The organism is Enterobacter sp. 342, assembly GCF_036663495.1.
Taxonomy (GTDB): Bacteria; Pseudomonadota; Gammaproteobacteria; order Enterobacterales; family Enterobacteriaceae; genus Enterobacter.
Genome location: NZ_JAWUEI010000023.1, coordinates 24,755 through 47,770, shown reverse-complemented (window position 1 = coordinate 47,770; position 23,016 = coordinate 24,755). Strand labels below are relative to the sequence as shown.

At 53.4% G+C, this 23,016-nt stretch carries 21 protein-coding genes; 13 read left to right on the top strand and 8 right to left on the bottom strand.

Going from position 1 to position 23,016, the window contains the following annotated elements; translation table 11 throughout:
- Nucleotides 1-26: 26 nt before the first annotated feature.
- Complete coding sequence (hemL, locus tag V6E55_RS17545) at nt 27-1,307, bottom strand: glutamate-1-semialdehyde 2,1-aminomutase (RefSeq protein ID WP_129996652.1); 1,281 nt, start codon at nt 1,305-1,307, stop codon at nt 27-29.
- Between the two features lie 176 nt (nt 1,308-1,483).
- On the opposite strand from hemL, the gene clcA reads away from it, so the two are divergent.
- Together clcA and erpA are read left to right on the top strand one after the other, a co-directional pair.
- The gene (gene clcA, locus V6E55_RS17540; RefSeq protein ID WP_236920474.1) at nt 1,484-2,884 is read left to right on the top strand and encodes a H(+)/Cl(-) exchange transporter ClcA; all 1,401 of its coding nucleotides are present in this window, start codon (nt 1,484-1,486) and stop codon (nt 2,882-2,884) included.
- Nucleotides 2,885-2,963: 79 nt separating this feature from the next.
- The gene (gene erpA / locus V6E55_RS17535) at nt 2,964-3,308 is read left to right on the top strand and encodes an iron-sulfur cluster insertion protein ErpA (RefSeq protein WP_013095643.1); all 345 of its coding nucleotides are present in this window, start codon (nt 2,964-2,966) and stop codon (nt 3,306-3,308) included.
- Between the two features lie 39 nt (nt 3,309-3,347).
- On the opposite strand, the gene V6E55_RS17530 is transcribed toward erpA, so the two are convergent.
- The 3 genes from V6E55_RS17530 to mtnN are packed head-to-tail and all read right to left on the bottom strand — an operon-like array spanning nt 3,348 to nt 5,490.
- The gene (locus V6E55_RS17530) at nt 3,348-3,971 is read right to left on the bottom strand and encodes a TRIC cation channel family protein (protein ID WP_114979141.1); all 624 of its coding nucleotides are present in this window, start codon (nt 3,969-3,971) and stop codon (nt 3,348-3,350) included.
- A 27-nt stretch (nt 3,972-3,998) separates the two neighbouring features.
- Nucleotides 3,999-4,799: a vitamin B12 ABC transporter substrate-binding protein BtuF gene (gene btuF / locus V6E55_RS17525; RefSeq protein ID WP_236920475.1), complete on the bottom strand. Its 801-nt coding sequence runs from the start codon at nt 4,797-4,799 to the stop codon at nt 3,999-4,001.
- Nucleotides 4,792-5,490, bottom strand: coding sequence for a 5'-methylthioadenosine/S-adenosylhomocysteine nucleosidase (gene mtnN / locus V6E55_RS17520; RefSeq protein WP_129996650.1), 699 nt, complete (start codon nt 5,488-5,490; stop codon nt 4,792-4,794). The genes btuF and mtnN overlap by 8 nt, the downstream gene beginning before the upstream one ends.
- A gap of 83 nt (nt 5,491-5,573) precedes the next feature.
- On the opposite strand from mtnN, the gene dgt reads away from it, so the two are divergent.
- The 3 genes from dgt (at nt 5,574) to V6E55_RS17505 (ending at nt 9,960) form a co-directional block, all read left to right on the top strand.
- Nucleotides 5,574-7,088, top strand: coding sequence for a dGTPase (gene dgt, locus V6E55_RS17515; protein ID WP_114979143.1), 1,515 nt, complete (start codon nt 5,574-5,576; stop codon nt 7,086-7,088).
- A 131-nt stretch (nt 7,089-7,219) separates the two neighbouring features.
- Nucleotides 7,220-8,656 (top strand): serine endoprotease DegP, encoded by a 1,437-nt coding sequence (degP, locus tag V6E55_RS17510; protein WP_032666893.1) that lies wholly within the window; start codon nt 7,220-7,222, stop codon nt 8,654-8,656.
- A gap of 146 nt (nt 8,657-8,802) precedes the next feature.
- Entirely contained in the window at nt 8,803-9,960 is a 1,158-nt protein-coding gene (locus V6E55_RS17505; protein ID WP_236920476.1) for a CdaR family transcriptional regulator, read from the top strand.
- Nucleotides 9,961-10,019: 59 nt separating this feature from the next.
- Here V6E55_RS17505 and V6E55_RS17500 read toward each other — a convergent pair whose 3' ends face one another.
- The 4 genes from V6E55_RS17500 to map all read right to left on the bottom strand — a co-directional run bounded on the left by V6E55_RS17500 (nt 10,020) and on the right by map (nt 14,911).
- Nucleotides 10,020-10,409, bottom strand: coding sequence for a DUF3461 family protein (locus V6E55_RS17500; RefSeq protein WP_008501916.1), 390 nt, complete (start codon nt 10,407-10,409; stop codon nt 10,020-10,022).
- 111 nt (nt 10,410-10,520) lie between these two features.
- Nucleotides 10,521-11,345: a 2,3,4,5-tetrahydropyridine-2,6-dicarboxylate N-succinyltransferase gene (gene dapD / locus V6E55_RS17495; RefSeq protein WP_008501915.1), complete on the bottom strand. Its 825-nt coding sequence runs from the start codon at nt 11,343-11,345 to the stop codon at nt 10,521-10,523.
- 32 nt (nt 11,346-11,377) lie between these two features.
- Nucleotides 11,378-14,053 carry a bifunctional uridylyltransferase/uridylyl-removing protein GlnD gene (gene glnD, locus V6E55_RS17490; RefSeq protein WP_114979146.1) on the bottom strand — a complete coding sequence of 892 codons (2,676 nt, stop codon included), beginning with the start codon at nt 14,051-14,053 and terminating at the stop codon, nt 11,378-11,380.
- Between the two features lie 63 nt (nt 14,054-14,116).
- Nucleotides 14,117-14,911 (bottom strand): type I methionyl aminopeptidase, encoded by a 795-nt coding sequence (gene map, locus V6E55_RS17485; RefSeq protein WP_316943501.1) that lies wholly within the window; start codon nt 14,909-14,911, stop codon nt 14,117-14,119.
- Nucleotides 14,912-15,232: 321 nt separating this feature from the next.
- Between map and rpsB the strand changes: the two genes are divergently transcribed.
- From rpsB to rseP, 8 genes are all read left to right on the top strand, one after another.
- Nucleotides 15,233-15,958: a 30S ribosomal protein S2 gene (gene rpsB, locus V6E55_RS17480; RefSeq protein ID WP_003856207.1), complete on the top strand. Its 726-nt coding sequence runs from the start codon at nt 15,233-15,235 to the stop codon at nt 15,956-15,958.
- A gap of 117 nt (nt 15,959-16,075) precedes the next feature.
- Nucleotides 16,076-16,927, top strand: coding sequence for a translation elongation factor Ts (gene tsf / locus V6E55_RS17475; protein ID WP_014830708.1), 852 nt, complete (start codon nt 16,076-16,078; stop codon nt 16,925-16,927).
- A 150-nt stretch (nt 16,928-17,077) separates the two neighbouring features.
- Nucleotides 17,078-17,803, top strand: coding sequence for a UMP kinase (pyrH, locus tag V6E55_RS17470; protein ID WP_008501910.1), 726 nt, complete (start codon nt 17,078-17,080; stop codon nt 17,801-17,803).
- 167 nt (nt 17,804-17,970) lie between these two features.
- A complete protein-coding gene (gene frr / locus V6E55_RS17465; protein WP_028018300.1) occupies nt 17,971-18,528 on the top strand; it encodes a ribosome recycling factor in 558 nt (185 codons plus the stop codon).
- A 95-nt stretch (nt 18,529-18,623) separates the two neighbouring features.
- Nucleotides 18,624-19,823 (top strand): 1-deoxy-D-xylulose-5-phosphate reductoisomerase, encoded by a 1,200-nt coding sequence (gene ispC, locus V6E55_RS17460; RefSeq protein ID WP_316943499.1) that lies wholly within the window; start codon nt 18,624-18,626, stop codon nt 19,821-19,823.
- Between the two features lie 186 nt (nt 19,824-20,009).
- Nucleotides 20,010-20,768, top strand: coding sequence for a (2E,6E)-farnesyl-diphosphate-specific ditrans,polycis-undecaprenyl-diphosphate synthase (ispU, locus tag V6E55_RS17455; protein WP_028018298.1), 759 nt, complete (start codon nt 20,010-20,012; stop codon nt 20,766-20,768).
- A 12-nt stretch (nt 20,769-20,780) separates the two neighbouring features.
- Complete coding sequence (gene cdsA, locus V6E55_RS17450; RefSeq protein ID WP_114979148.1) at nt 20,781-21,638, top strand: phosphatidate cytidylyltransferase; 858 nt, start codon at nt 20,781-20,783, stop codon at nt 21,636-21,638.
- A gap of 11 nt (nt 21,639-21,649) precedes the next feature.
- Nucleotides 21,650-23,002, top strand: coding sequence for a sigma E protease regulator RseP (gene rseP / locus V6E55_RS17445; protein ID WP_316943498.1), 1,353 nt, complete (start codon nt 21,650-21,652; stop codon nt 23,000-23,002).
- Nucleotides 23,003-23,016: the final 14 nt, after the last annotated feature.

The following is a 23,016-nucleotide window of genomic DNA, read 5'->3' as shown; positions in this document are numbered from 1 at the left end:
AGCGTTAGCGCCACCCGGCAATGCCCTTACAACTTCGCGAACACCTTACGCGCCGCGTCGATGGTGTTATTGATATCGTCTTCGCTGTGCGCCACGGACATAAAGCCTGCTTCGAACGCAGACGGAGCCAGGTATACCCCTTCTTCCAGCATCAGATGGAAGAAGCGCTTGAAGCGCTCGACATCACATTTCACCACATCCTGATAGCAGGTGACGGTTTTCGCGTCGGTGAAGAAAATCCCGAACATCCCACCCACGTGGTTCACCACCAGAGGGATCCCCGCTTCTGCAGCGGCTTCCAGCAGACCGTTTGCCAGCTGAGTGGTCAGGTCAGTCAGGGTTTCATGAATACCTGGCTGAGCCACTTCGGTCAGGCAGGCGAAGCCCGCAGCCATCGCGATCGGGTTACCGGAGAGCGTACCCGCCTGGTAAACCGGGCCTGTTGGTGCCAGGGCTTCCATCACATCCTTACGGCCACCGAATGCACCGACTGGCATGCCGCCGCCGATGATTTTGCCGAGGCAGGTCAGATCAGGCTCAACGCCATAATAAGACTGGGCACCCGCCAGCGCCACGCGGAAGCCGGTCATCACTTCGTCAATGATCAGCAGCGCGCCGAATTCATCACACAGTGCGCGCAGACCCGGCAGGAAATCAGGCTGCGGTGGGATGCAGTTCATGTTGCCCGCAACGGGCTCAACGATAATGCAGGCGATCTCCTGTGGATATTGCTCGAACGCTGCGCGAACGGTATCCAGATCGTTATAGGTGCAGGTCAGCGTGTGCTTTGCGAAATCAGCCGGTACACCCGGAGAGTTTGGCTGGCCGAGGGTCAGCGCGCCGGAGCCCGCTTTCACCAGCAGGCAGTCCGCGTGGCCGTGGTAGCAGCCTTCAAACTTGATGATTTTGTCGCGGCCAGTAAAACCACGCGCCAGACGGATAGCGCTCATGGTGGCTTCGGTACCGGAGTTCACCATGCGCACCATGTCCATGGTGGGCACCAGTTCAGTCACCAGCTCCGCCATTTTCACTTCCATCTCGGTTGGCGCGCCGAAGCTCAGACCACGCTGAGCTGCTTCAATCACCGCGTTACGAATAGCAGGGTGGTTATGCCCAAGTACCATCGGTCCCCAGGAACCGACATAATCAATATAGGCTTTGCCATCGACATCAAACAGGTACGCGCCGTCAGCACGTTCGATAAACAGCGGCGTGCCGCCTACCCCGGTAAAGGCGCGTACAGGTGAGTTCACGCCACCCGGAATAAGCTCGCGGGCTGCACTGTAGAGGTTTTCAGACTTGCTCATGGCGTCGTTCCTGGTTCGTATAAAATGATTAAGCACACTATTCTAAGTGATCCGCGGAAGGTAATGAAATTTTTGCCTCTTTCTTCCCTGAACAATTGTTAAGTATTTTTCACGGGATGACATGACGCAGTCTGGTAGAATCCACGGGGCTATTTGTATGACGATAAGAAATGGTAATGAAAGCAAACATCCCCACTTTTGAAGAACAACAGTTCAGACGCATACAGCACCGTATCAGTATTCGGCGTTTGCTCAATCGCGATAAAACCCCTCTGGCTATTCTGCTGGCTGCCGCCGTGGTCGGTACAGTCGCCGGGCTGGTGGGCGTACTATTCGAAAAAGCGGTCAATGCGGTACTGAACTGGCGAGTTGGCACTGTAGCCGGTTTCGCCGATAGTCGGTGGCTGGTTTGGGTATGGGCGTTCGGACTGTCGGCGCTGTTTGCCATGGTGGGATACTTTCTGGTGCGCAAGTTTGCACCGGAAGCTGGCGGCTCAGGGATCCCGGAAATTGAAGGTGCGCTGGAGGAGTTACGCCCGGTGCGCTGGTGGCGCGTCATCCCGGTAAAATTTATCGGCGGTATGGGAACGCTCGGGGCGGGCATGGTTCTGGGGCGAGAAGGTCCAACCGTACAACTGGGCGGGAACGTCGGGCGCATGGTGGGCGATCTGTTTCGGATGCGTAGCGCCGAAGCGCGCCATACCCTGCTGGCCACGGGCGCAGCGGCGGGACTTTCGGCCGCGTTTAACGCGCCGCTGGCGGGGATCCTGTTTATCATCGAAGAGATGCGCGCGCAGTTTCGCTACAACCTGATTTCTATCAAAGCGGTGTTTACCGGCGTCATTATGTCGAGCATTGTTTTTCGCATCTTTAATGGCGAAGGCGCGGTGATTGAGGTCGGTAAACTCACCAATGCCCCGGTGAATACCCTGTGGCTTTACCTGATCCTCGGTATGATTTTCGGCGTGGTTGGCCCGCTATTTAACACCTTTATCCTCCGCGCTCAGGATATGTTCCAGCGCATTCACGGCGGAAATACTACCAAATGGGTGCTGATGGGCGGCCTGCTGGGTGGGATGTGTGGTCTACTCGGTTTTATTGAGCCCAATGCCGCTGGCGGTGGCTTCGGGCTGATTCCCATCGCGGCGGCGGGCAATTTCAGCGTGGGTCTTCTGCTGTTTATGTTTATTTCACGCGTCATCACAACGGTGTTGTGTTTCTCCTCCGGTGCACCCGGCGGGATTTTCGCGCCAATGCTGGCATTGGGCACGCTGCTGGGGACCGCGTTTGGGATGGCGGCTGAAGTGGGTTTCCCGGCTTATCATCTGGACGCCGGGACGTTTGCGGTGGCCGGAATGGGCGCGCTGCTGGCCGCGTCCTTGCGCGCGCCGTTGACTGGCATCGTACTGGTGCTGGAAATGACGGATAATTACCAGCTCATTTTGCCAATGATCATTACCTGTCTCGGCGCGACACTATTAGCCCAATTCCTGGGTGGAAAACCGCTATACTCCACCATCCTTGCACGTACCCTGGCAAAACAAGAGGCTGAACGGGCGGCCACGCAGAATACTTGAATGAAATACCAGGGTATTAGATAATGACATAAAGAATTGGGTGAATTTTGCCCAATAGCAGTATTCATGGGAGCATAAGATGAGTGATGACGTAGCGCTGCCGCTGGAATTTACCGAAGCAGCAGCCAACAAAGTGAAAACCCTGATTGCCGATGAAGACAATCCGGATCTGAAACTGCGTGTCTATATTACCGGTGGCGGCTGCAGCGGCTTCCAGTATGGTTTTACCTTTGACGACCAGGTTAACGATGGTGATATGACTATCGAGAAGCAGGGCGTTGCACTGGTGGTTGACCCGATGAGCCTGCAATATCTGGTAGGCGGTTCGGTGGATTACACTGAAGGTCTGGAAGGTTCACGCTTTGTTGTGACTAACCCGAACGCAACCAGCACCTGCGGATGCGGTTCGTCGTTCAGCATCTGATGACCAAAAAACGGTAACCTGGCGGTTACCGTTTTGCTTTTACCTTCCGTTATCATCCAGCGCAAACGTCGGCAGCTTCAGATGCCAGCGTATCGCCGCTAAACGTATCACCAGCGTGACCACCATCCCCAGCATCGCGGAGTTTTCCAGCGGGAGGGCAAAGGTGTAGTACGCGGTAGCGTGAACAATCCCGCCCACTATGCAGGCCGTTGCGTAAATTTCAGTACGCAGAATCATCGGCACTTCACGCGCCAGAATATCGCGAATGATCCCGCCGCCGACGCCGGTTAAGACCCCCATACAGATTGCCACCATCGGGCCCGTTCCCGCATTGAAGGCTTTGTTGACCCCAATGCCTACGAATACGGCCAGACCGACGGCGTCCAGCACGGGAAGTATCCATTTTGGTAATCTGCGGGGCTGACGCACCAGAACGATGGTTAACAGGCAAGTGACCATCGCTACCACCAGATCGGTGGGATCTTTTACCCAAAACACGGGGCCATTTGCCAGTGCCATATCGCGGATAGTCCCACCACCAACGGCGGTAACCACGCCAAGCACCAGCACGCCAAATGGATCCATGCGTAGTTTCCCGGCCAGCAGGACACCGGAGATAGCAAAAACGGCTGTGCCAAGAATATCCAGCCAATACACGAGCATCGTTAAATCCTCGAACGGGGTCTTATGTTAGTGACTCTCTGCCAACGCGGCACAGAGCTGTTTTGCGGCGAGGATAATACGCGGGCTGGCGCGTTCAAACCAGTCACTGTTGAGTGGGATCACCGGAATTTTTAGCTGGCTTCGCCAGAATTGTTCAATTTTAGGAATCTCGCTCGCATTTCCGACCACGACAATGGCCTGTGGTTGGCGTGCCAGTACCTGTTCACGGCTGACCTGAGGCCACGGTACCCGGCTGGCAGCAAAGATATTTTCACCGCCGCAAACTTCCAGCACCTGGTTCTGAATTGAGCCTTTCCCGGTGGTGAACAGCGGCTGGCTACCAAACTGCAGGAAGATGCGCTTTTTAACTGGGGTGTCGTATCGCGATTTTAGCGCGGCATAGTCGCTGAGCATCTGTTTCGCCGCGCTCTCGGCTTTTTTGGGCGTTGGGCTATAAGGGGCGAGAGAGCGTAGCGCCTGAGCGACTTGTTCAATACTCACGGCATCAATCCACATGACGTTGATCCCAAGCGAGGTGAGCTGGTTGACCTGTCGCTCGGCATTACCACCACGCCACGCCAGCACCAGATCCGGTTTAAGTGCGATGATGCGCTCAAGGTTCATTCCTTGCCAGGATGCAACCTGTTCAATACCTGCCGCTTGTGGGGGGTAATCCGAAAAGCTACTCACGCCAACGGGCGTGATCCCGGCGGCAAACGCCAGTTCGGTGTTGGCGGGAGAGAGTGTAATCACACGTGGCACAGCATAGAGCCATACCGGTGCAAGCAGAAGCAGGGCGGCCAGCGCCCTGACGATATGTTTAGCCACGTGCCAGTTTCTGCACCAGGCGTTCCACCATCACGGTGGACTGTTTTGCCGCAACGGTCAGGAACTCGTCGAAGCTGATGTGAGACTGCTGATCTGCTACGTCAGAGATGGCACGTACCACCACAAACGGTACATTGAAGTTATGGCAGACGTGAGCGATCGCGGTCGCTTCCATCTCAACGGCAACGGCCTGCGGGAAGTTATGACGGATTTTAGCCAGGCCAACAGAACCATTGATGAAGGCATCACCGCTCACAATCAGACCACGCACAGCGTTGAGGTTCAGCTCGGCAATGCAGGTTTCTGCCACCGCAATCAGTTTATCGTCCGCTTTAAACCCTGCCGGGCATCCCGGGAGTTGGCCGTACTCATAACCGAACGCGGTGACGTCAGCATCGTGGTAACGTGCTTCGTCGGAGACGACGATATCACCCACTTTCAGCGACGGTGCCAGACCGCCCGCAGAGCCGGTGTTAACGATCACGTCTGGCTTGCAGCGCTCAAGCAACAGGGTTGCACCCAGTGCAGCAGCCACTTTACCGATGCCTGATTTCAGCAGAGCCACGTCAACACCGTTCAGTTGGCCGGTGTAGATCTCACAACCCCCCAGAGAGAGCGTCTGACGGTTCTCAATTTTGTCACGCAGCAGCGTAACTTCTTCTTCCATTGCACCAATAATGCCGATTTTCATAGATTTACTCGCGATGTGCCTTGTTAAGATGCATAGTCTATCATGGGCTTTAGTGGAAGCGCATTTCTCACGCGGGGGAGCACATGGCGCAGATCGATTTTCGCACCAAAATTAACTGGCACCGACGTTTCCGTTCGCCGCAGGGCGACAAGAGCGAGCATGAGATCCTGCGTATCTTCGAAAGCGATCGTGGGCGGATCATTAACTCGCCTGCCATTCGTCGTCTGCAGCAAAAGACCCAGGTATTTCCGCTTGAACGTAACGCTGCAGTGCGCACGCGCTTAACCCACTCAATGGAAGTGCAGCAGGTTGGCCGTTACATTGCCAAAGAGATTTTGAGCCGTCTCAAAGAGCAACGTTTGCTGGAAACCTATGGTCTGGACGAACTGACAGGCCCCTTTGAGAGTATCGTTGAGATGGCCTGCCTGATGCATGACATTGGCAACCCGCCTTTTGGTCACTTTGGCGAAGCGGCAATCAATGACTGGTTTAAACAACGACTTTACCCTTCGGATGCGGTAAGCCAGCCGCTCAGCGATGACCGCTGCATCGTACGCGATTTACGTCTGCGCGAAGGCGAAGAGGGGCTGAACGATCTGCGTCGCAAAGTGCGCCAGGATCTGTGTCACTTCGAGGGTAATGCGCAGGGGATCAGACTGGTCCATTCCCTGATGCGTATGAACCTGACCTGGGCGCAGGTCGGCTGTATCCTGAAATATACGCGTCCCGCCTGGTGGATGGGAGAGACGCCCGCATCCCACAGCTATTTGATGAAAAAGCCGGGCTATTACCTTTCTGAAGAAGCCTATATTGAACGGCTACGTAAAGAACTCTCATTGACGCCAAACGGCCGTTTTCCATTAACGTGGATTATGGAAGCCGCCGACGATATTTCCTATTGTGTGGCTGACCTGGAAGATGCCGTTGAGAAAAGAATATTCAGCGTCGAGGAGCTTTATCAGCATCTTTATACTGCCTGGGGAACGCATGAAAAAGGGTCGCTGTTTGCTCAGGTTGTCGAAAATGCCTGGGAGAAATCGCGATCAAATACATTAAGCCGCAGCACTGAAGATCAGTTCTTTATGTATTTGCGGGTCAATACACTAAATAAACTGGTGCCATATGCTGCGTCGCGTTTTATTGATAATTTGCCGCTGATTTACAGCGGGGAATTCAATCACGCGCTGCTGGAAGATGACAGCAGTTTCAGTCAACTCCTTGAGCTTTATAAGCATGTGGCAATGCGGCATGTATTCAGCCATCCGGATGTCGAACAGTTAGAGCTACAGGGATACCGGGTAATCAGTGGGTTACTGGAAATTTATTCCCCATTGCTTCAGTTATCGGTCGATGAGTTCAGTGAACTGGTGGAAAAAGAACGCGTGCGTGGAATACCCATCGAATCCCGGCTTTATCAGAAACTCTCAACCCGTCATCGGTTGGCGTATGTTGAAGCGATCGGTAAGCTGGATCGCCATTCTCCCCAATGGCCAGTGATGGAATATTATTATCGCTGTCGTCTTATCCAGGACTATATCAGCGGTATGACAGATTTGTATGCCTGGGATGAATACCGCAAGCTCATGGCTGTGGAATAAGCGCTGAGTTTTGTAAAGACGGCCAATAAATTTTTACCTTTTCCATAAACTTATCGCCGGAACTAAGCGGTATAAAACGAATCTGAGTTACACAGCAATTTTGCGTTACCTGTAAATCGAGATTGAGAAACATGAAAAAAACCACATTAGCAATGAGTGCACTGGCTCTGAGTTTAGGTTTAGCGCTGTCTCCTCTGACTGCTACTGCAGCCGAGACCGCGTCGTCGTCGGCAACCGCGCAGCAGATGCCAAGCCTGGCACCGATGCTCGAAAAAGTGATGCCATCGGTGGTGAGTATCAACGTTGAGGGTAGCACGACCGTCAACACGCCGCGTATGCCGCGTAACTTCCAGCAGTTCTTTGGTGACAACTCACCGTTCTGTCAGGACGGTTCTCCTTTCCAGAGCTCTCCGTTCTGTCAGGGCGGTGGCGCAGGGGATGACAGCCAGGGCGGCGGCCAGCAGCAGAAATTCATGGCGCTTGGTTCAGGGGTGATTATTGATGCGGCGAAAGGCTACGTGGTGACGAACAACCACGTTGTTGATAACGCCAGCACCATCAAAGTTCAGCTGAGTGATGGCCGTAAATTCGATGCAAAAGTCGTGGGTAAAGATCCGCGCTCTGATATTGCGCTGATCCAGATTCAGGATCCGAAAAACCTGACGGCGATTAAAATTGCCGACTCCGACGCGCTGCGCGTGGGTGACTACACCGTGGCGATCGGTAACCCGTTCGGTCTGGGTGAAACCGTAACCTCAGGTATCGTTTCCGCTCTGGGGCGTAGCGGTCTGAATGCGGAAAACTACGAAAACTTCATCCAGACGGATGCGGCGATCAACCGCGGTAACTCCGGCGGTGCGCTGGTGAACCTGAACGGCGAACTGATCGGGATCAACACCGCGATCCTGGCACCGGACGGTGGCAACATCGGTATCGGCTTTGCTATCCCAAGTAATATGGTGAAAAACCTGACCGCGCAGATGGTGCAGTATGGCCAGGTGAAACGTGGTGAGCTGGGTATCCTCGGTACGGAACTGAACTCCGAACTGGCTAAGGCGATGAAAGTTGATGCTCAGCGTGGGGCATTCGTCAGCCAGGTGATGCCTAACTCCTCTGCGGCAAAAGCGGGTATTAAAGCGGGGGATGTGATCACCTCTCTGAACGGTAAACCGATCAGCAGCTTTGCCGCCCTGCGTGCGGAAGTGGGCTCTATGCCGATTGGCAGCAAAGTGACCCTTGGCCTGCTGCGTGACGGTAAGCCGGTTAACGTGAGCCTGGAGCTGCAGCAGAGCAGCCAGAATCAGGTCGATTCCAGCACCATCTTCAGCGGTATTGAAGGTGCCGAGATGAGCAATAAAGGTGCAGATAAAGGTGTGGTGGTGAACAACGTGAAAGCGAATTCACCGGCAGCCCGTATCGGCCTGAAAAAAGGTGATGTCATCATGGGTGCTAACCAGCAGCCGGTGAAAAACATTGCTGAACTGCGCAAAATTCTCGATAGCAAGCCTTCCGTGCTGGCGCTGAATATCCAGCGTGGTGATACCTCTCTCTATCTGCTGATGCAGTAATCCTCTAAAGCCCCTGTACGCAGGGGCTTTCTCTTTTCTGTGACTCTTACCACAACTCCATACATCTTCCTCTCTCTTTGTGCATTCGCACAATGCAGCCGTCACTGAACTTCCCTATGCTTGAGCTCTGCTCAGAGGAGGGTTACATGGCTGGCTGGCACCTTGATACCAAAATGGCGCAGGATATTGTGGCGCGCACCATGCGAATCATTGATACCAATATCAACGTAATGGATGCCCGCGGGCGCATTATTGGTAGCGGCGATCGTGAGCGTATTGGTGAATTGCACGAAGGTGCGTTGCTGGTGCTCTCCCAGGGGCGGGTCGTGGATATCGACGATGCAGTGGCAAAACATCTGCACGGTGTTCGTCAGGGCATTAATTTGCCGCTGCGCATTGAAGGCGAAATTGTGGGGGTAATTGGCCTGACAGGCGAGCCGGGATCCTTGCGCAAATATGGCGAGCTGGTCTGCATGACGGCAGAGATGATGCTGGAGCAGTCGCGCCTGATGCACCTGCTGGCTCAGGACAGCCGCCTGCGTGAAGAGCTGGTGATGAACCTGATCCAGGCGGAAGAGCATACGCCGGCACTGAGCGAATGGGCGCAGCGTCTGGGGATCGATCTGAACCAGCCGCGCGTGGTGGCGGTGATTGAGGTCGATAGCGGCCAGCTTGGCGTCGACAGCGCGATGGCCGAACTGCAGCAACTGCAAAATGCGCTGGCGACACCGGAGCGCGATAACCTGGTGGCAATCGTGTCTCTGACGGAAATGGTGGTGCTCAAACCGGCGCTCAATGCATTCGGCCGCTGGGATGCGGACGATCATCGTCGTCGCGTGGAGCTGCTGATCTCCCGGATGAAGGAAAATGGTCAACTGCGTTTTCGCGTTGCGCTCGGCAATTACTTTACCGGACCGGGCAGTATTGCCCGTTCCTGGCGTACTGCTCGCACCACCATGATGGTGGGTAAACAGCGGATGCCGGAAAGCCGCAGTTATTTTTATCAGGATCTGATGCTGCCGGTGCTGCTCGATAGCCTGCGTGGGGGCTGGCAGGCCAATGAGCTGGCACGACCATTAGCGCGCCTGAAAGCCATGGACAACAACGGGTTGCTGCGTCGGACGCTACAGGCGTGGTTTCGTCATAACGTGCAGCCGCTGGCGACCTCGAAAGCGCTGTTTATTCATCGTAATACTCTGGAATATCGGCTTAACCGGATTTCGGAGCTGACAGGGCTGGATTTGGGGAGTTTTGACGACAGGCTGCTGCTGTATGTGGCGCTGCAGCTGGATGAGCAGAGATAAGAATTTCACCCTCTCCCGGTGGGAGAGGGCTGGAGTGAGGGCAACAGGCCACACCTGACTTATTTATTCCGCGTTAATTTCTCAAGGTCCGCTTCAATCTCGCTGATCTTATTCGTCACAACGCTTTCAAGGTGACGCAGATCGTCGAGGATCTTACGCTTGAGATCGACTTCAGTGCGGTCGCGCTGGCAGATCTGATCGAGTTCATCGATCACATAGCGCAGGTTAGGGCTGATTTCCTGAACTTCTTTGTACCCTTGCCCTACACCGTCAGCGACGACGGTCTTACGCTGGCGTGGATATTTAAACTTCACGCTCTTGGCGAAAAACTCTCCTTTGTCCTTGTGAAAATAGATTTTCAGAATATCGTTATTGGCTTCCTGACGGAGGCTGTAACGATCAATTTCATCAGGATTGGTAATGCCCAGACTTTTCAAATTATCGTACATAGCGGTACCCTTGATCTCAACATAACCTTTGAATAATTAACGAAAAAATCTATTTTCGCCACCCTCAGATATAAAAAAAGCGGGGTTGCCCCCGCTTTTTGTTATACCCGATTAATCGATGGTGCGCAGCAGTTCGTTGATGCCAACTTTGCCACGCGTTTTCGCATCGACTTTCTTCACGATAACCGCACAGTACAGGCTGTATTTGCCATCTTTTGACGGCAGGTTGCCGGAAACCACTACGGAGCCCGCCGGAACGCGACCGTAATGCACTTCACCGGTTTCACGGTCATAAATGCGGGTGCTCTGGCCGATGTAAACGCCCATGGAGATCACGGAGCCTTCTTCAACGATGACACCTTCAACCACTTCAGAGCGCGCGCCGATGAAGCAGTTGTCTTCGATAATGGTTGGGTTAGCCTGCAGTGGTTCCAGAACACCACCGATACCGACGCCGCCAGACAGGTGAACGTTTTTACCGATCTGCGCGCAGGAGCCAACGGTAGCCCAGGTATCTACCATGGTGCCTTCGTCAACGTAGGCACCGATGTTCACGTAGGATGGCATCAGCACGGTGTTGCGTGCGATGAATGCGCCCTGACGAACCGCCGCTGGCGGAACCACGCGGAAACCTTCTTTCTGGAAACGCGCTTCGTCGTAATCAGCGAATTTCATTGGCACTTTATCGAAGTAGCGGCTTTCTGCTCCGTCGATAACCTGGTTATCGTTGATACGGAAAGAGAGCAGCACGGCTTTCTTCAGCCATTGATGAGTGACCCACTGACCGTCGATTTTTTCTGCCACACGCAATGCGCCGGAATCCAGCAGGGAAATGACCTGGTTTACCGCTTCACGGGTAACGGTATCCACATTGGCCGGGGTGATCTCGGCGCGACGCTCAAAAGCGGACTCAATAACGTTCTGTAACTGCTGCATTGTTTACTCTTTCCATTTCACTAAAAAACACGTCACCCTTTATCGTTTGGATTGAGGGCTGCTGTCAACCGTTGTTGCACTTCAAGTTGCAGGTCATTATTAAGGGCACGCCGGTCTGCAGTGGCGATTATAAATAAATCTTCTACTCGCTCGCCAATGGTTGTAATTCTGGCCCCGTGAAGCGAAATTCCCAGATCGGCAAAAACCTGGCCGACACGGGCGAGCAGCCCTGGCTGGTCGAGCGCGATCAGCTCCAGGAACGATTTACGGTCGGTGTGGGTCGGCAGGAAATTGACCTCGGTATCGACGGTAAAGTGGCGTAATTTTGCAGGCTGACGACGCGGCTGCGGAGGCTGCCAGCTGCGCTGGGTGATGGCCTGTTCCAGACCGAAGCGTATTCCTTCGTGCCTGTCCGATGACAGCGGGCTGCCGTCCGGTTCCAGCACAATGAAGGTATCCATCGCCATGCCGTCGCGGGTCGTAAAAATCTGCGCGTCGTGAACGCTCAGATTACGCCTGTCCAGTTCGGCGCAGACTGCGGCAAACAGATAAGGTCGATCCGGGCTCCAGATGAAAATCTCCGTACCACCGCGCGTGGCTTGCGGACTGAGGAGGATCATTGGTTGCGACAAATCATGTTGCAGCAGATGCCGCGCATGCCAGGCCAGCTGATTTGGGCTGTGGCGAACAAAATAGTTAGCACGGCAGCGCGCCCAAATCTGATGCAGTGCTTCTTCATCAATGTTATCCATCCGCAGCAGCGCCAGTGCCTGCAACTGGTGGTGGCGCACACGCTCGCGCATGTCCGGGGTGTTTTGCATCCCACGACGCAGCTGTTTTTCGGTGGCAAAGTACAGCTCGCGAAGCAGGCTCTGCTTCCAGCTGTTCCACAACGTCTCGTTGGTGGCACAAATATCCGCCACCGTCAGGCAGACCAGATAGCGCAGACGGTTTTCCGTTTGCACCTCTTCCGCGAACTGCTTGATCACTTCAGGATCCTGAATATCTCGACGCTGCGCGGTGACCGACATCAGCAGGTGATGGCGTACCAGCCAGGCGACCAGCTGTGTTTCACGCGAGTTCAGACCGTGCAGTTCGGCAAATTTGAGCACGTCCTGGGCACCCAGCACTGAATGGTCACCGCCGCGACCTTTGGCAATATCGTGGAACAGGGCGGCAATCAGGATCAATTCCGGGTGGGTAAGGCGCGGCCACAATTCTACGCACAGCGGGTGGCGGGATCGCGTCTCTTCTCTGGCAAAGCTTTCCAGCTTGAGCATCACGCGGATCGTGTGTTCATCTACCGTGTAGGCGTGGAACAGATCGAACTGCATCTGCCCGACAATGTGTGACCACTGCGGCATATAGGCCCAAAGCACGCTGTGGCGGTGCATCGGCAGTAAGCCGCGGCTGACTGCACCCGGGTGGCGGAGCATACTCAGAAACAGCGATCGCGCTTCCGGGATATAGCACAGCGGCTGCGTCAAATGGCGGCGCGCATGGCGCAGATGGCGCAGAGTGGTGGAGTAGATCCCGGTGATCGCGCTGTTACGCACCATGGTGTAAAACATGCGCAGGATCGCTTCCGGCTCGCGGATAAATAACGTTTCGTCGCGCAGATCGATAAGCGTGCCGCGCAGCTGGAACTCGTCGTCGATAGGGCGGGGCTTTTCATCCGCCGTCAGGGCCAGGATTGCCTCATCGAATAGCTGCAACAGCATCTGGTTCAGTTCGGTAACGCGGCGGGTGACACGGAAGAAATCCTTCATCATGTGTTCAACCGGCTCGTTGCCTTCGCCCTGGTAATTCAGACGCTGAGCTACGCTGAGCTGACGGTCAAACAGCAAGCGGTTATCATAGCGATTAAGTTCCAGGTGCAGGGCAAAGCGAATGCGCCACAGCAGGTGCAGACACTCATTTAATTCGTTACGCTCGGCTTCGGTTAAAAAACCAAAGCCCACCATCTCATCCAGCGAGGTCGCGCCGAAGTGGCGACGGGCTACCCACTGCAGGGTGTGGATATCGCGCAGACCGCCGGGGCTGCTTTTGATATCAGGCTCCAGATTATAGCTGGTGCCGTGGTAACGCTGGTGGCGCTGGTTTTGTTCCTCAACCTTCGCAGCGAAGAACTTTTCTGACGGCCAGAAACCGTCACTAAAAATGTGTTTTTGCAGCTCCAGGAACAGCGCCACGTCGCCTATCAGCAGGCGGGTTTCAATCAGGTTGGTGGCGACGGTCAGGTCAGATAATCCTTCCAGCAGGCACTCTTCAAGAGTGCGTACGCTATGGCCGACTTCCAGCTTCACATCCCAGAGCAGAGTCAGCAGTTCACCAATTTTTTGCGCCTGTTCGTCCGGCAGTTTTTTGCGACTTAAGATCAGTAAATCAATGTCGGAAAGTGGATGCAGCTCACCGCGGCCATAGCCCCCAACGGCAACCAGTGCAACATCGCTAATTTGCCCAAAACCGTAATCGATCCACAGTCGCTGCAGCAACTGGTCGATAAATTCGGTGCGCGCTTCAATGAGTTGCTCGGCCGACACGCCTGCGTCGAACGCACTACCCAGCCAGCGATGGAAAACATCCATATGGGCTTTAATATGCGCGCAGGTCAGCTCGTGCGCCGGCCAGACACCCGGGTTATCGGGTTGGTCGGGGAGGGTGGGAAGTGCTGTGTTAGCATACTGTTCGGGTAAAAGATTACTCATCGTGCGCCACCCATAAGAAAAAACTATAGCCATTAAAAAAGCCGGCATTTGCCGGCTTTTTTATCATTCATCGTGCGTCAGTATCGCCGGGATAGTGTCATCCTTGCGCAACGTCATAATTTCGCAGCCGTTGTCTGTTACCACAATAGTATGCTCGTACTGCGCAGACAAGCTTCTGTCTTTGGTTTTCACCGTCCAGCCATCTTTCATGGTGCGGATGCGGTAGTCGCCAGCGTTGACCATCGGCTCGATGGTGAAGGTCATGCCTTTTTGCAACACTACGCCGCCATCATCTGCATCATAGTGCAGAACCTGCGGTTCTTCGTGGAACACACGGCCAATGCCGTGACCGCAGTATTCGCGAACGACGGAGAAACCTTCCGCTTCCACGAACTTCTGAATTGCGGCACCAATGGTACGCAGGCGAATACCCGGTTTCACCATTTTCAGCGCCAGGTACAGGCTCTCTTGCGTCACTTTACACAGACGCTCGCCCAGAATGGTTGGCTTGCCAACGATGAACATCTTAGAGGTGTCACCGTGGTAGTCATCTTTAATGACCGTCACGTCGATGTTGACGATGTCGCCATCTTTGAGCATTTTTTCGTTGTCCGGAATACCGTGGCAAACCACTTCATTAATAGAAATGCAGACGGATTTCGGGAAACCGTGGTAGCCGAGGCACGCGGATACCGCGTGCTGCTCGTTCACGATGTAGTCGTTACAGATGCGGTCCAGTTCACCGGTGCTGACGCCCGGCTTCACGAACGGCTCGATCATTTCCAGCACTTCCGCGGCCAGACGACCGGCGACGCGCATCTTTTCAATTTCTTCAGGTGTCTTAATAGAGATAGCCATGTAATCTGTCCATCGGTGTCGATTTTTTCGACAATACTAGTCTAAGTGTCGCCAATGGTATCAGTCAGGCACACCTCGTGCCAAATTGAGAATCATTAACAGCACACTCCGCCAACAACTGTTGGTTTCTGGTCGTGTTTTGTGGTATAAAGCGCGCCGGACTTCCGATCCATCTCAGATACACAAGCTGGACGGAAGCGACAAATCTCACTTTGTGTAACAACACACACGTATCGGCACATATTCCGGGGTGCCCTTCGGGGTCGGTAATATGGGATACGTGGAGGCATAACCCCAACTTTCAATATAGAGGTTTTAAACATGGCAACTGTTTCCATGCGCGACATGCTCAAGGCTGGTGTTCACTTTGGTCACCAGACCCGTTACTGGAACCCGAAAATGAAGCCTTTCATCTTCGGCGCACGTAACAAAGTTCACATCATCAACCTTGAGAAAACTGTACCAATGTTCAACGAAGCCCTGGCTGAGCTGAACAAGATCTCTTCCCGTAAAGGTAAGATTCTGTTCGTTGGTACTAAGCGCGCTGCAAGCGAAGCTGTGAAAGATGCTGCTAACAGCTGCGACCAGTTCTTCGTGAACCATCGCTGGTTGGGCGGCATGCTGACTAACTGGAAAACTGTTCGTCAGTCAATCAAACGCCTGAAAGATCTGGAAACCCAGTCTCAGGACGGTACTTTCGACAAGCTGACTAAGAAAGAAGCGCTGATGCGCACTCGTGAGCTGGACAAGCTGGAAAACAGCCTGGGCGGTATCAAAGATATGGGCGGCCTGCCAGACGCGCTGTTCGTAATCGATGCAGACCACGAGCACATCGCAATCAAAGAAGCTAACAACCTGGGTATTCCGGTATTCGCTATCGTTGATACCAACTCCGATCCGGACGGTGTTGACTTCGTTATCCCGGGTAACGACGACGCAATCCGTGCTGTTAGCCTGTACCTGAGCGCTGTAGCTGCTACCGTTCGTGAAGGCCGTTCCCAGGATCTGGCTTCTCAGGCGGAAGAAAGCTTCGTAGAAGCTGAATAATAAGGTTTCACCCCTTATTAGTACCGTGTATGAATAGGGGCCCATTATCGGCCCCTTTTTTCAATTTACACTGTTTGGCCGCAGGCCGGGCAGTTCACATCTCCCGAGGATTTAAGAATGGCTGAAATTACCGCATCCCTGGTAAAAGAGCTGCGCGAGCGTACTGGCGCAGGCATGATGGATTGCAAAAAAGCGCTGACTGAAGCGAACGGCGACATCGAGCTGGCAATCGAAAACATGCGTAAATCCGGTGCGATCAAAGCAGCTAAAAAAGCAGGCAACGTTGCTGCTGACGGCGTGATCATCACTAAAATCGACGGCACCTACGGCATCATTCTGGAAGTTAACTGCCAGACTGACTTCGTTGCTAAAGATGGTGGTTTCCAGGCATTTGCTAACAAAGTTCTGGACGCTGCAGTTGCTGGCAAAATCACTGACGTTGAAGTTCTGAAAGCACAGTTCGAAGAAGAACGTGTTGCGCTGGTTGCTAAAATTGGTGAGAACATCAACATCCGTCGTGTTGCTTCTCTGGAAGGTGACGTTCTGGGCTCTTACCAGCACGGTGCGCGTATCGGCGTTCTGGTTGCTGCTAAAGGCGCTGACGAAGAGCTGGTTAAACAGCTGGCTATGCACATCGCTGCAAGCAAACCAGAATTCGTTAAGCCAGAAGACGTGTCTGCTGAAGTGGTAGAGAAAGAGTACCAGGTTCAGCTGGACATCGCGATGCAGTCTGGTAAACCAAAAGAAATCGCAGAGAAAATGGTTGAAGGCCGCATGAAGAAATTCACCGGCGAAGTTTCTCTGACTGGCCAGCCATTCGTAATGGATCCAAGCAAGTCTGTTGCTCAGCTGCTGAAAGAGCACAACGCTGACGTAACTGGCTTCATCCGCTTCGAAGTGGGCGAAGGCATCGAGAAAGTTGAGACTGACTTCGCAGCAGAAGTTGCTGCAATGTCCAAGCAGTCTTAATGATTGAAAAGGAGCCGCCTGAGGGCGGCTTCTTTTTGTCACCCGTCACAGGAAATCAGACAGGCTCCAGTATCGCTGTGCTGATTTGCGGCATATCATGTCGCCAGAATTAACCCCCATCTTAATCGTTGACAGTCTCAGGAAAGAAACATGGCTACCAATGCAAAACCCGTGTACAAACGCATTCTGCTTAAGCTGAGTGGCGAAGCGCTGCAGGGATCGGAAGGCTTCGGTATTGACGCAAGCATCCTTGATCGCATGGCACAGGAAATCAAAGAACTGGTCGAACTGGGTATCCAGGTTGGCGTGGTCATTGGCGGTGGCAACCTTTTCCGTGGTGCTGGTCTGGCGAAAGCGGGGATGAACCGCGTTGTGGGCGACCACATGGGTATGCTGGCAACCGTCATGAATGGCCTGGCAATGCGTGATGCACTGCATCGCGCCTATGTGAATGCCCGCCTGATGTCCGCGATTCCACTGAATGGCGTATGCGATAATTACAGCTGGGCAGAAGCGATTAGCCTGCTGCGCAACAACCGCGTGGTGATCCTCTCCGCCGGTACGGGTAACCCGTTCTTTACAACCGATTCCGCTGCCTGTCTGCGCGGTATCGAGATCGAAGCCGATGTGGTACTGAAAGCGACCAAAGTAGACGGCGTGTTTACTGCCGACCCGGCAAAAGATCCTTCTGCGACCATGTACGATCAGCTGAGCTACAGCGAAGTGCTGGATAAAGAGCTGAAAGTGATGGATCTTGCCGCCTTCACGCTGGCTCGCGACCACAAACTGCCGATCCGTGTCTTCAACATGAACAAGCCAGGCGCACTGCGTCGCGTGGTCATGGGTGAAAAAGAAGGCACTTTGATCACGGAATAATTTCCGTTGACGCTAAATACAGGTAAGATTCCGCTTTATTTTGTAGTGGTATCTTACCAAGGCGCGCCTTTGGCGTTGTCATGAATTAAACGCGACTATACTTAGCACACCTGTAGCGCTGTGCTGGCGGATAGTCTGCCTGAGACAAGTTTCCAAGGATTCGTAACGTGATTAACGACATCAGAAAAGATGCTGAAGTACGCATGGAAAAATGCGTAGAAGCGTTCAAAACCCAAATCAGCAAAATCCGTACTGGCCGTGCTTCCCCAAGCCTGCTGGATGGCATCATCGTAGAATACTACGGTACGCCAACCCCTCTGCGTCAGCTGGCGAGCGTGACGGTTGAAGATACCCGTACGCTGAAAATCAACGTATTCGATCGTTCTATGGGCCCGGCTGTTGAGAAAGCGATCATGGCGTCTGACCTCGGTCTGAACCCAAGCTCTGCGGGCGCTGACATCCGCGTTCCACTGCCTCCGCTGACGGAAGAGCGTCGTAAAGACCTGATCAAAGTCGTTCGTGGTGAAGCTGAGCAGGGGCGTGTTTCTGTGCGTAACGTACGTCGTGACGCGAACGATAAAGTCAAAGCGCTGCTGAAAGAAAAAGAGATCAGTGAAGATGATGATCGTCGTTCCCAGGACGATGTTCAGAAAATGACTGATGCTGCCATCAAGAAAATTGATGCGGCGCTGGCAGATAAAGAAGCGGAACTGATGCAGTTCTGATTTCTGTCGTACACTGATAAACGCCGTTCAGAGGGACTTCGGGTCTTGCTGGCGGCGTTTTGCTTTTATCTGGTCTAACTTTTTTCGGGCATCTCATGAAGCATTTAACACTCCTCGGCTCAACCGGCTCTATCGGTTGCAGTACTCTCGACGTCGTTCGCCATAATCCTGAACTTTACACCGTGACAGCGCTGGTGGCCGGTAAGAATGTGCAGCGAATGGTCGAGCAGTGCCTGGAGTTTGCGCCCCGCTATGCGGTGATGGATGACGAAGAGAGTGCGCGTCTGCTGAAAGTGCAACTGCGTGAAAAGGGCTGTCGAACCGAGGTTCTGAGTGGACAGCAGGCGGCTTGTGAGATGGCTGCGCTGGATGAGGTTGATCAGGTTATGGCGGCCATCGTTGGGGCCGCTGGGCTGTTGCCAACCCTTGCCGCAATTGATGCTGGTAAAGATGTTCTGCTAGCCAATAAAGAGTCTCTGGTTACCTGCGGACGCTTGTTTATGGAGGCGGTGAAGCAGCGCGGGGCGCGTATTTTACCGGTCGATAGCGAGCACAACGCGATTTTTCAGAGTTTACCGCAACCTTTTCAACAGAACCTGGGGTACGCTGACCTCGAGCAGAATGGCGTGGTGTCAATTCTGCTTACCGGGTCTGGTGGTCCGTTCCGTCAAACGCCACTGTCTGAACTGAGCGCAATGACGCCGGATCAGGCGTGCCGTCATCCGAACTGGTCAATGGGGCGTAAAATCTCCGTTGACTCTGCCACCATGATGAATAAAGGTCTGGAATACATTGAAGCGCGCTGGCTGTTTAATGCGTCAGCGAAACAGATGGAAGTACTGATCCACCCGCAATCGGTGATTCACTCGATGGTGCGCTATCAGGATGGCAGTGTGCTGGCACAGTTGGGCGAGCCGGATATGCGTACGCCAATTGCCCATTCCATGGCGTGGCCGAACCGAGTGAAATCTGGCGTGAAGCCGCTTGATTTCTGCAAGCTAAGTTCTCTGACGTTCAGTGAACCAGATTACGATCGCTATCCGTGTCTGAAGCTTGCGATGCATGCCTTTGACCAGGGGCAGGCGGCGACAACGGCACTGAATGCAGCCAATGAAATTACCGTTGAAGCATTCCTGAATCAGCAGATCCGCTTTACCGATATTGCGGCGTTGAATTTATCGGTACTGGAAAAGATGGATTTGCGTGAACCACAAAGTGTGGAAGAGGTGCTGGTGGTCGATACAGCTGCACGCGAAATTGCGCGCCAACAGGTGACACGCCCCGCAAGCTGGTGATAAAGCAAGCACTAGTCGTCGTGCTATTTGTTAGCGTTGGGCTTCAGTGATATAGTCTGCGCCACCTGATCGCAGGTATTTGACTTAATGTGGTCAGGTAAGCCGTGGTTTGACACGGCTTTTTTATGTATAGGCTTCAGTATTCCTGAGTACCGTTAAATCCTTTTCAGGGACTAAAAACGCGTTATGTTGTCTGCGAATCAACCAATAAGCGAAAACTTGCCAGCTCATGGCTGTCGTCATGTAGCAATCATTATGGATGGCAATGGCCGCTGGGCGAAAAGACAAGGGAAGATACGAGCCTTTGGGCATAAAGCTGGGGCGAAATCTGTTCGCCGCGCCGTTTCTTTTGCCGCCAATAACGGCATTGATGCGTTAACGCTCTATGCTTTTAGCAGTGAAAACTGGAATCGACCTCCGCAGGAAGTGACTGCGTTGATGGAATTGTTTGTGTGGGCGCTCGACAGCGAAGTAAAAAGCCTGCACCGCCACAACGTTCGCCTGCGTATCATCGGCGATACCAGTCGTTTTAACTCACGTTTGCAGGAACGGATTCGTAAAGCAGAAGCGCTGACTGAGAATAATACAGGTCTGACGCTCAATATTGCGGCGAATTACGGCGGACGCTGGGATATTATCCAGGGCGTTCGGCATTTGGCTGAACAGGTTCAGGAAGGGCTGTTGAGACCCGACCAAATTGATGAAGAGGCGCTGAACAAGCAAATCTGCATGAATGAACAGGCACCTGTGGATTTGGTAATTAGGACAGGGGGGGAACATCGCATAAGTAACTTTTTGATATGGCAAATTGCCTATGCCGAACTTTACTTTACGGATGTTCTTTGGCCCGATTTTGATGAACAAGACTTTGAAGGTGCGCTGCATGCCTTTGCCAATCGAGAGCGTCGTTTCGGCGGCACCGAGCCTGGTGGCGACAAAGCCTGATGGGGGTAGCTTTTGCTGAAGTATCGCCTGATTTCCGCTTTTGTATTAATACCCATTGTCATTGCGGCGCTGTTTTTACTGCCCCCAGTGGGATTCGCTATTGTTACGCTGGTGGTCTGTATGCTCGCTGCGTGGGAATGGGGTCAATTTAGCGGCTTTACCTCACGCAGTCAGCGAGTATGGCTTGCGGTACTCTGTGGTTTGATCCTGGCCATGATGCTGTTTATGTTGCCTGAATATCACCATGATATTCATCAACCGCTGGTTGCCGGTTCTCTGTGGATATCGCTGGCCTGGTGGGTTGCTGCTCTGCTGCTGGTGCTTTTCTACCCCGGTTCTGCTGCAATCTGGCGTAATTCAAAAGTACTGCGGCTTATTTTTGGTTTGCTCACCATTGTTCCATTTTTCTGGGGTATGGTCGCACTTCGTGCCTGGCACTATGACGAAAACCACTACAGCGGTGCGATCTGGCTGCTTTATGTGATGATTCTCGTCTGGGGGGCTGACTCCGGGGCCTATATGTTTGGTAAACTGTTTGGCAAGCATAAACTGGCTCCGAAGGTTTCCCCGGGTAAAACCTGGCAAGGCTTCATCGGTGGCTTGTTTACGGCAGCGATTATCTCCTGGGGCTATGGCGTCTGGGCTAATCTGGAAGTGGCACCGTCAATACTGTTGGTGTGCTCGATTTTTGCTGCGCTTGCCTCAGTGCTCGGTGATTTAACCGAGAGTATGTTCAAGCGAGAAGCAGGGATTAAGGACAGCGGACACCTGATTCCAGGGCATGGCGGTATACTGGATCGCATTGATAGCCTGACAGCGGCTGTTCCGGTATTTGCTTGCTTGCTTTTACTGGTATTTGGGACGATTTAACGGAAGGTTTTATGCTGAGCATTCTCTGGAATCTGGCGGCGTTCATTGTTGCACTGGGTGTACTGATTACCGTGCATGAATTTGGCCATTTCTGGGTTGCTCGCCGTTGTGGTGTGCGGGTAGAGCGATTTTCCATCGGTTTCGGAAAATCACTCTGGACGCGCACTGACCGCCACGGTACTGAATTTGTCATCGCTCTTATCCCGCTGGGCGGCTACGTTAAAATGCTCGACGAGCGCGTTGAGCCTGTCGCCCCTGAATTACGACACAGCGCATTCAACAACAAAACGGTTGGACAACGCGCCGCCATCATCGCTGCCGGACCGGTAGCTAACTTCATCTTTGCTATTTTCGCTTACTGGCTGGTGTTTATCATTGGCGTCCCCGGCGTGCGTCCAGTTGTGGGTGAAATTGCCCCCAATTCCATCGCGGCGAGTGCGCAAATTACGTCAGGGATGGAACTTAAAGCGATTGATGGTATCGAAACCCCTGATTGGGATGCCGTGCGACTGCAACTGGTAGCCCAAATTGGTGATCCGCAGACAACAATCAGCGTATCGCCGTTTGGTTCCGACACGCGTCAGGACAAAGTACTCGATTTACGTCACTGGCGTTTCGAGCCAGACAAAGAAGATCCCGTCGCTGCACTGGGCATTCGTCCACGCGGTGCCCAGATTGAGCCGGTATTAGCCGAAGTACAGGCAAATTCGGCGGCGAGCAAAGCGGGTTTGCAAGCGGGCGACAGGATCGTTAAAGTCGATGGTCAACCATTAACAGAGTGGATGACCTTTGTTACTCTGGTGCGCGATAATCCGGGAACGTCTCTCGCGCTGGAAGTTGAGAGGCAAGGTAGTCCGCTTTCGCTGACGCTGATCCCGGATACGAAGTCGGTCGGCAAAAAGGCAGAAGGGTTTGCAGGCGTTGTGCCAAAAGTGATCCCGCTGCCAGATGAGTACAAGACAATACGCCAGTATGGGCCCTTCAGCGCCATCCTTGAAGCCACGGATAAAACATGGCAACTGATGAAGCTGACGGTCAACATGTTGGGGAAATTGATAACCGGTGATGTGAAACTGAACAACCTCAGTGGGCCAATTTCGATTGCTCAGGGGGCTGGGATGTCAGCGGAATTCGGGGTGATTTACTATCTCATGTTCCTCGCGCTGATTAGCGTGAACCTTGGGATAATCAACCTGTTCCCGCTTCCCGTTTTAGACGGGGGTCATCTGCTGTTTTTAGCGATTGAAAAGCTAAAAGGCGGACCGGTATCCGAGCGAGTTCAAGACTTTAGTTATCGCATTGGCTCGATTTTGCTGGTGCTGTTAATGGGGCTTGCACTTTTCAATGATTTCTCTCGGTTGTAAGAGAGTGTTAGGAA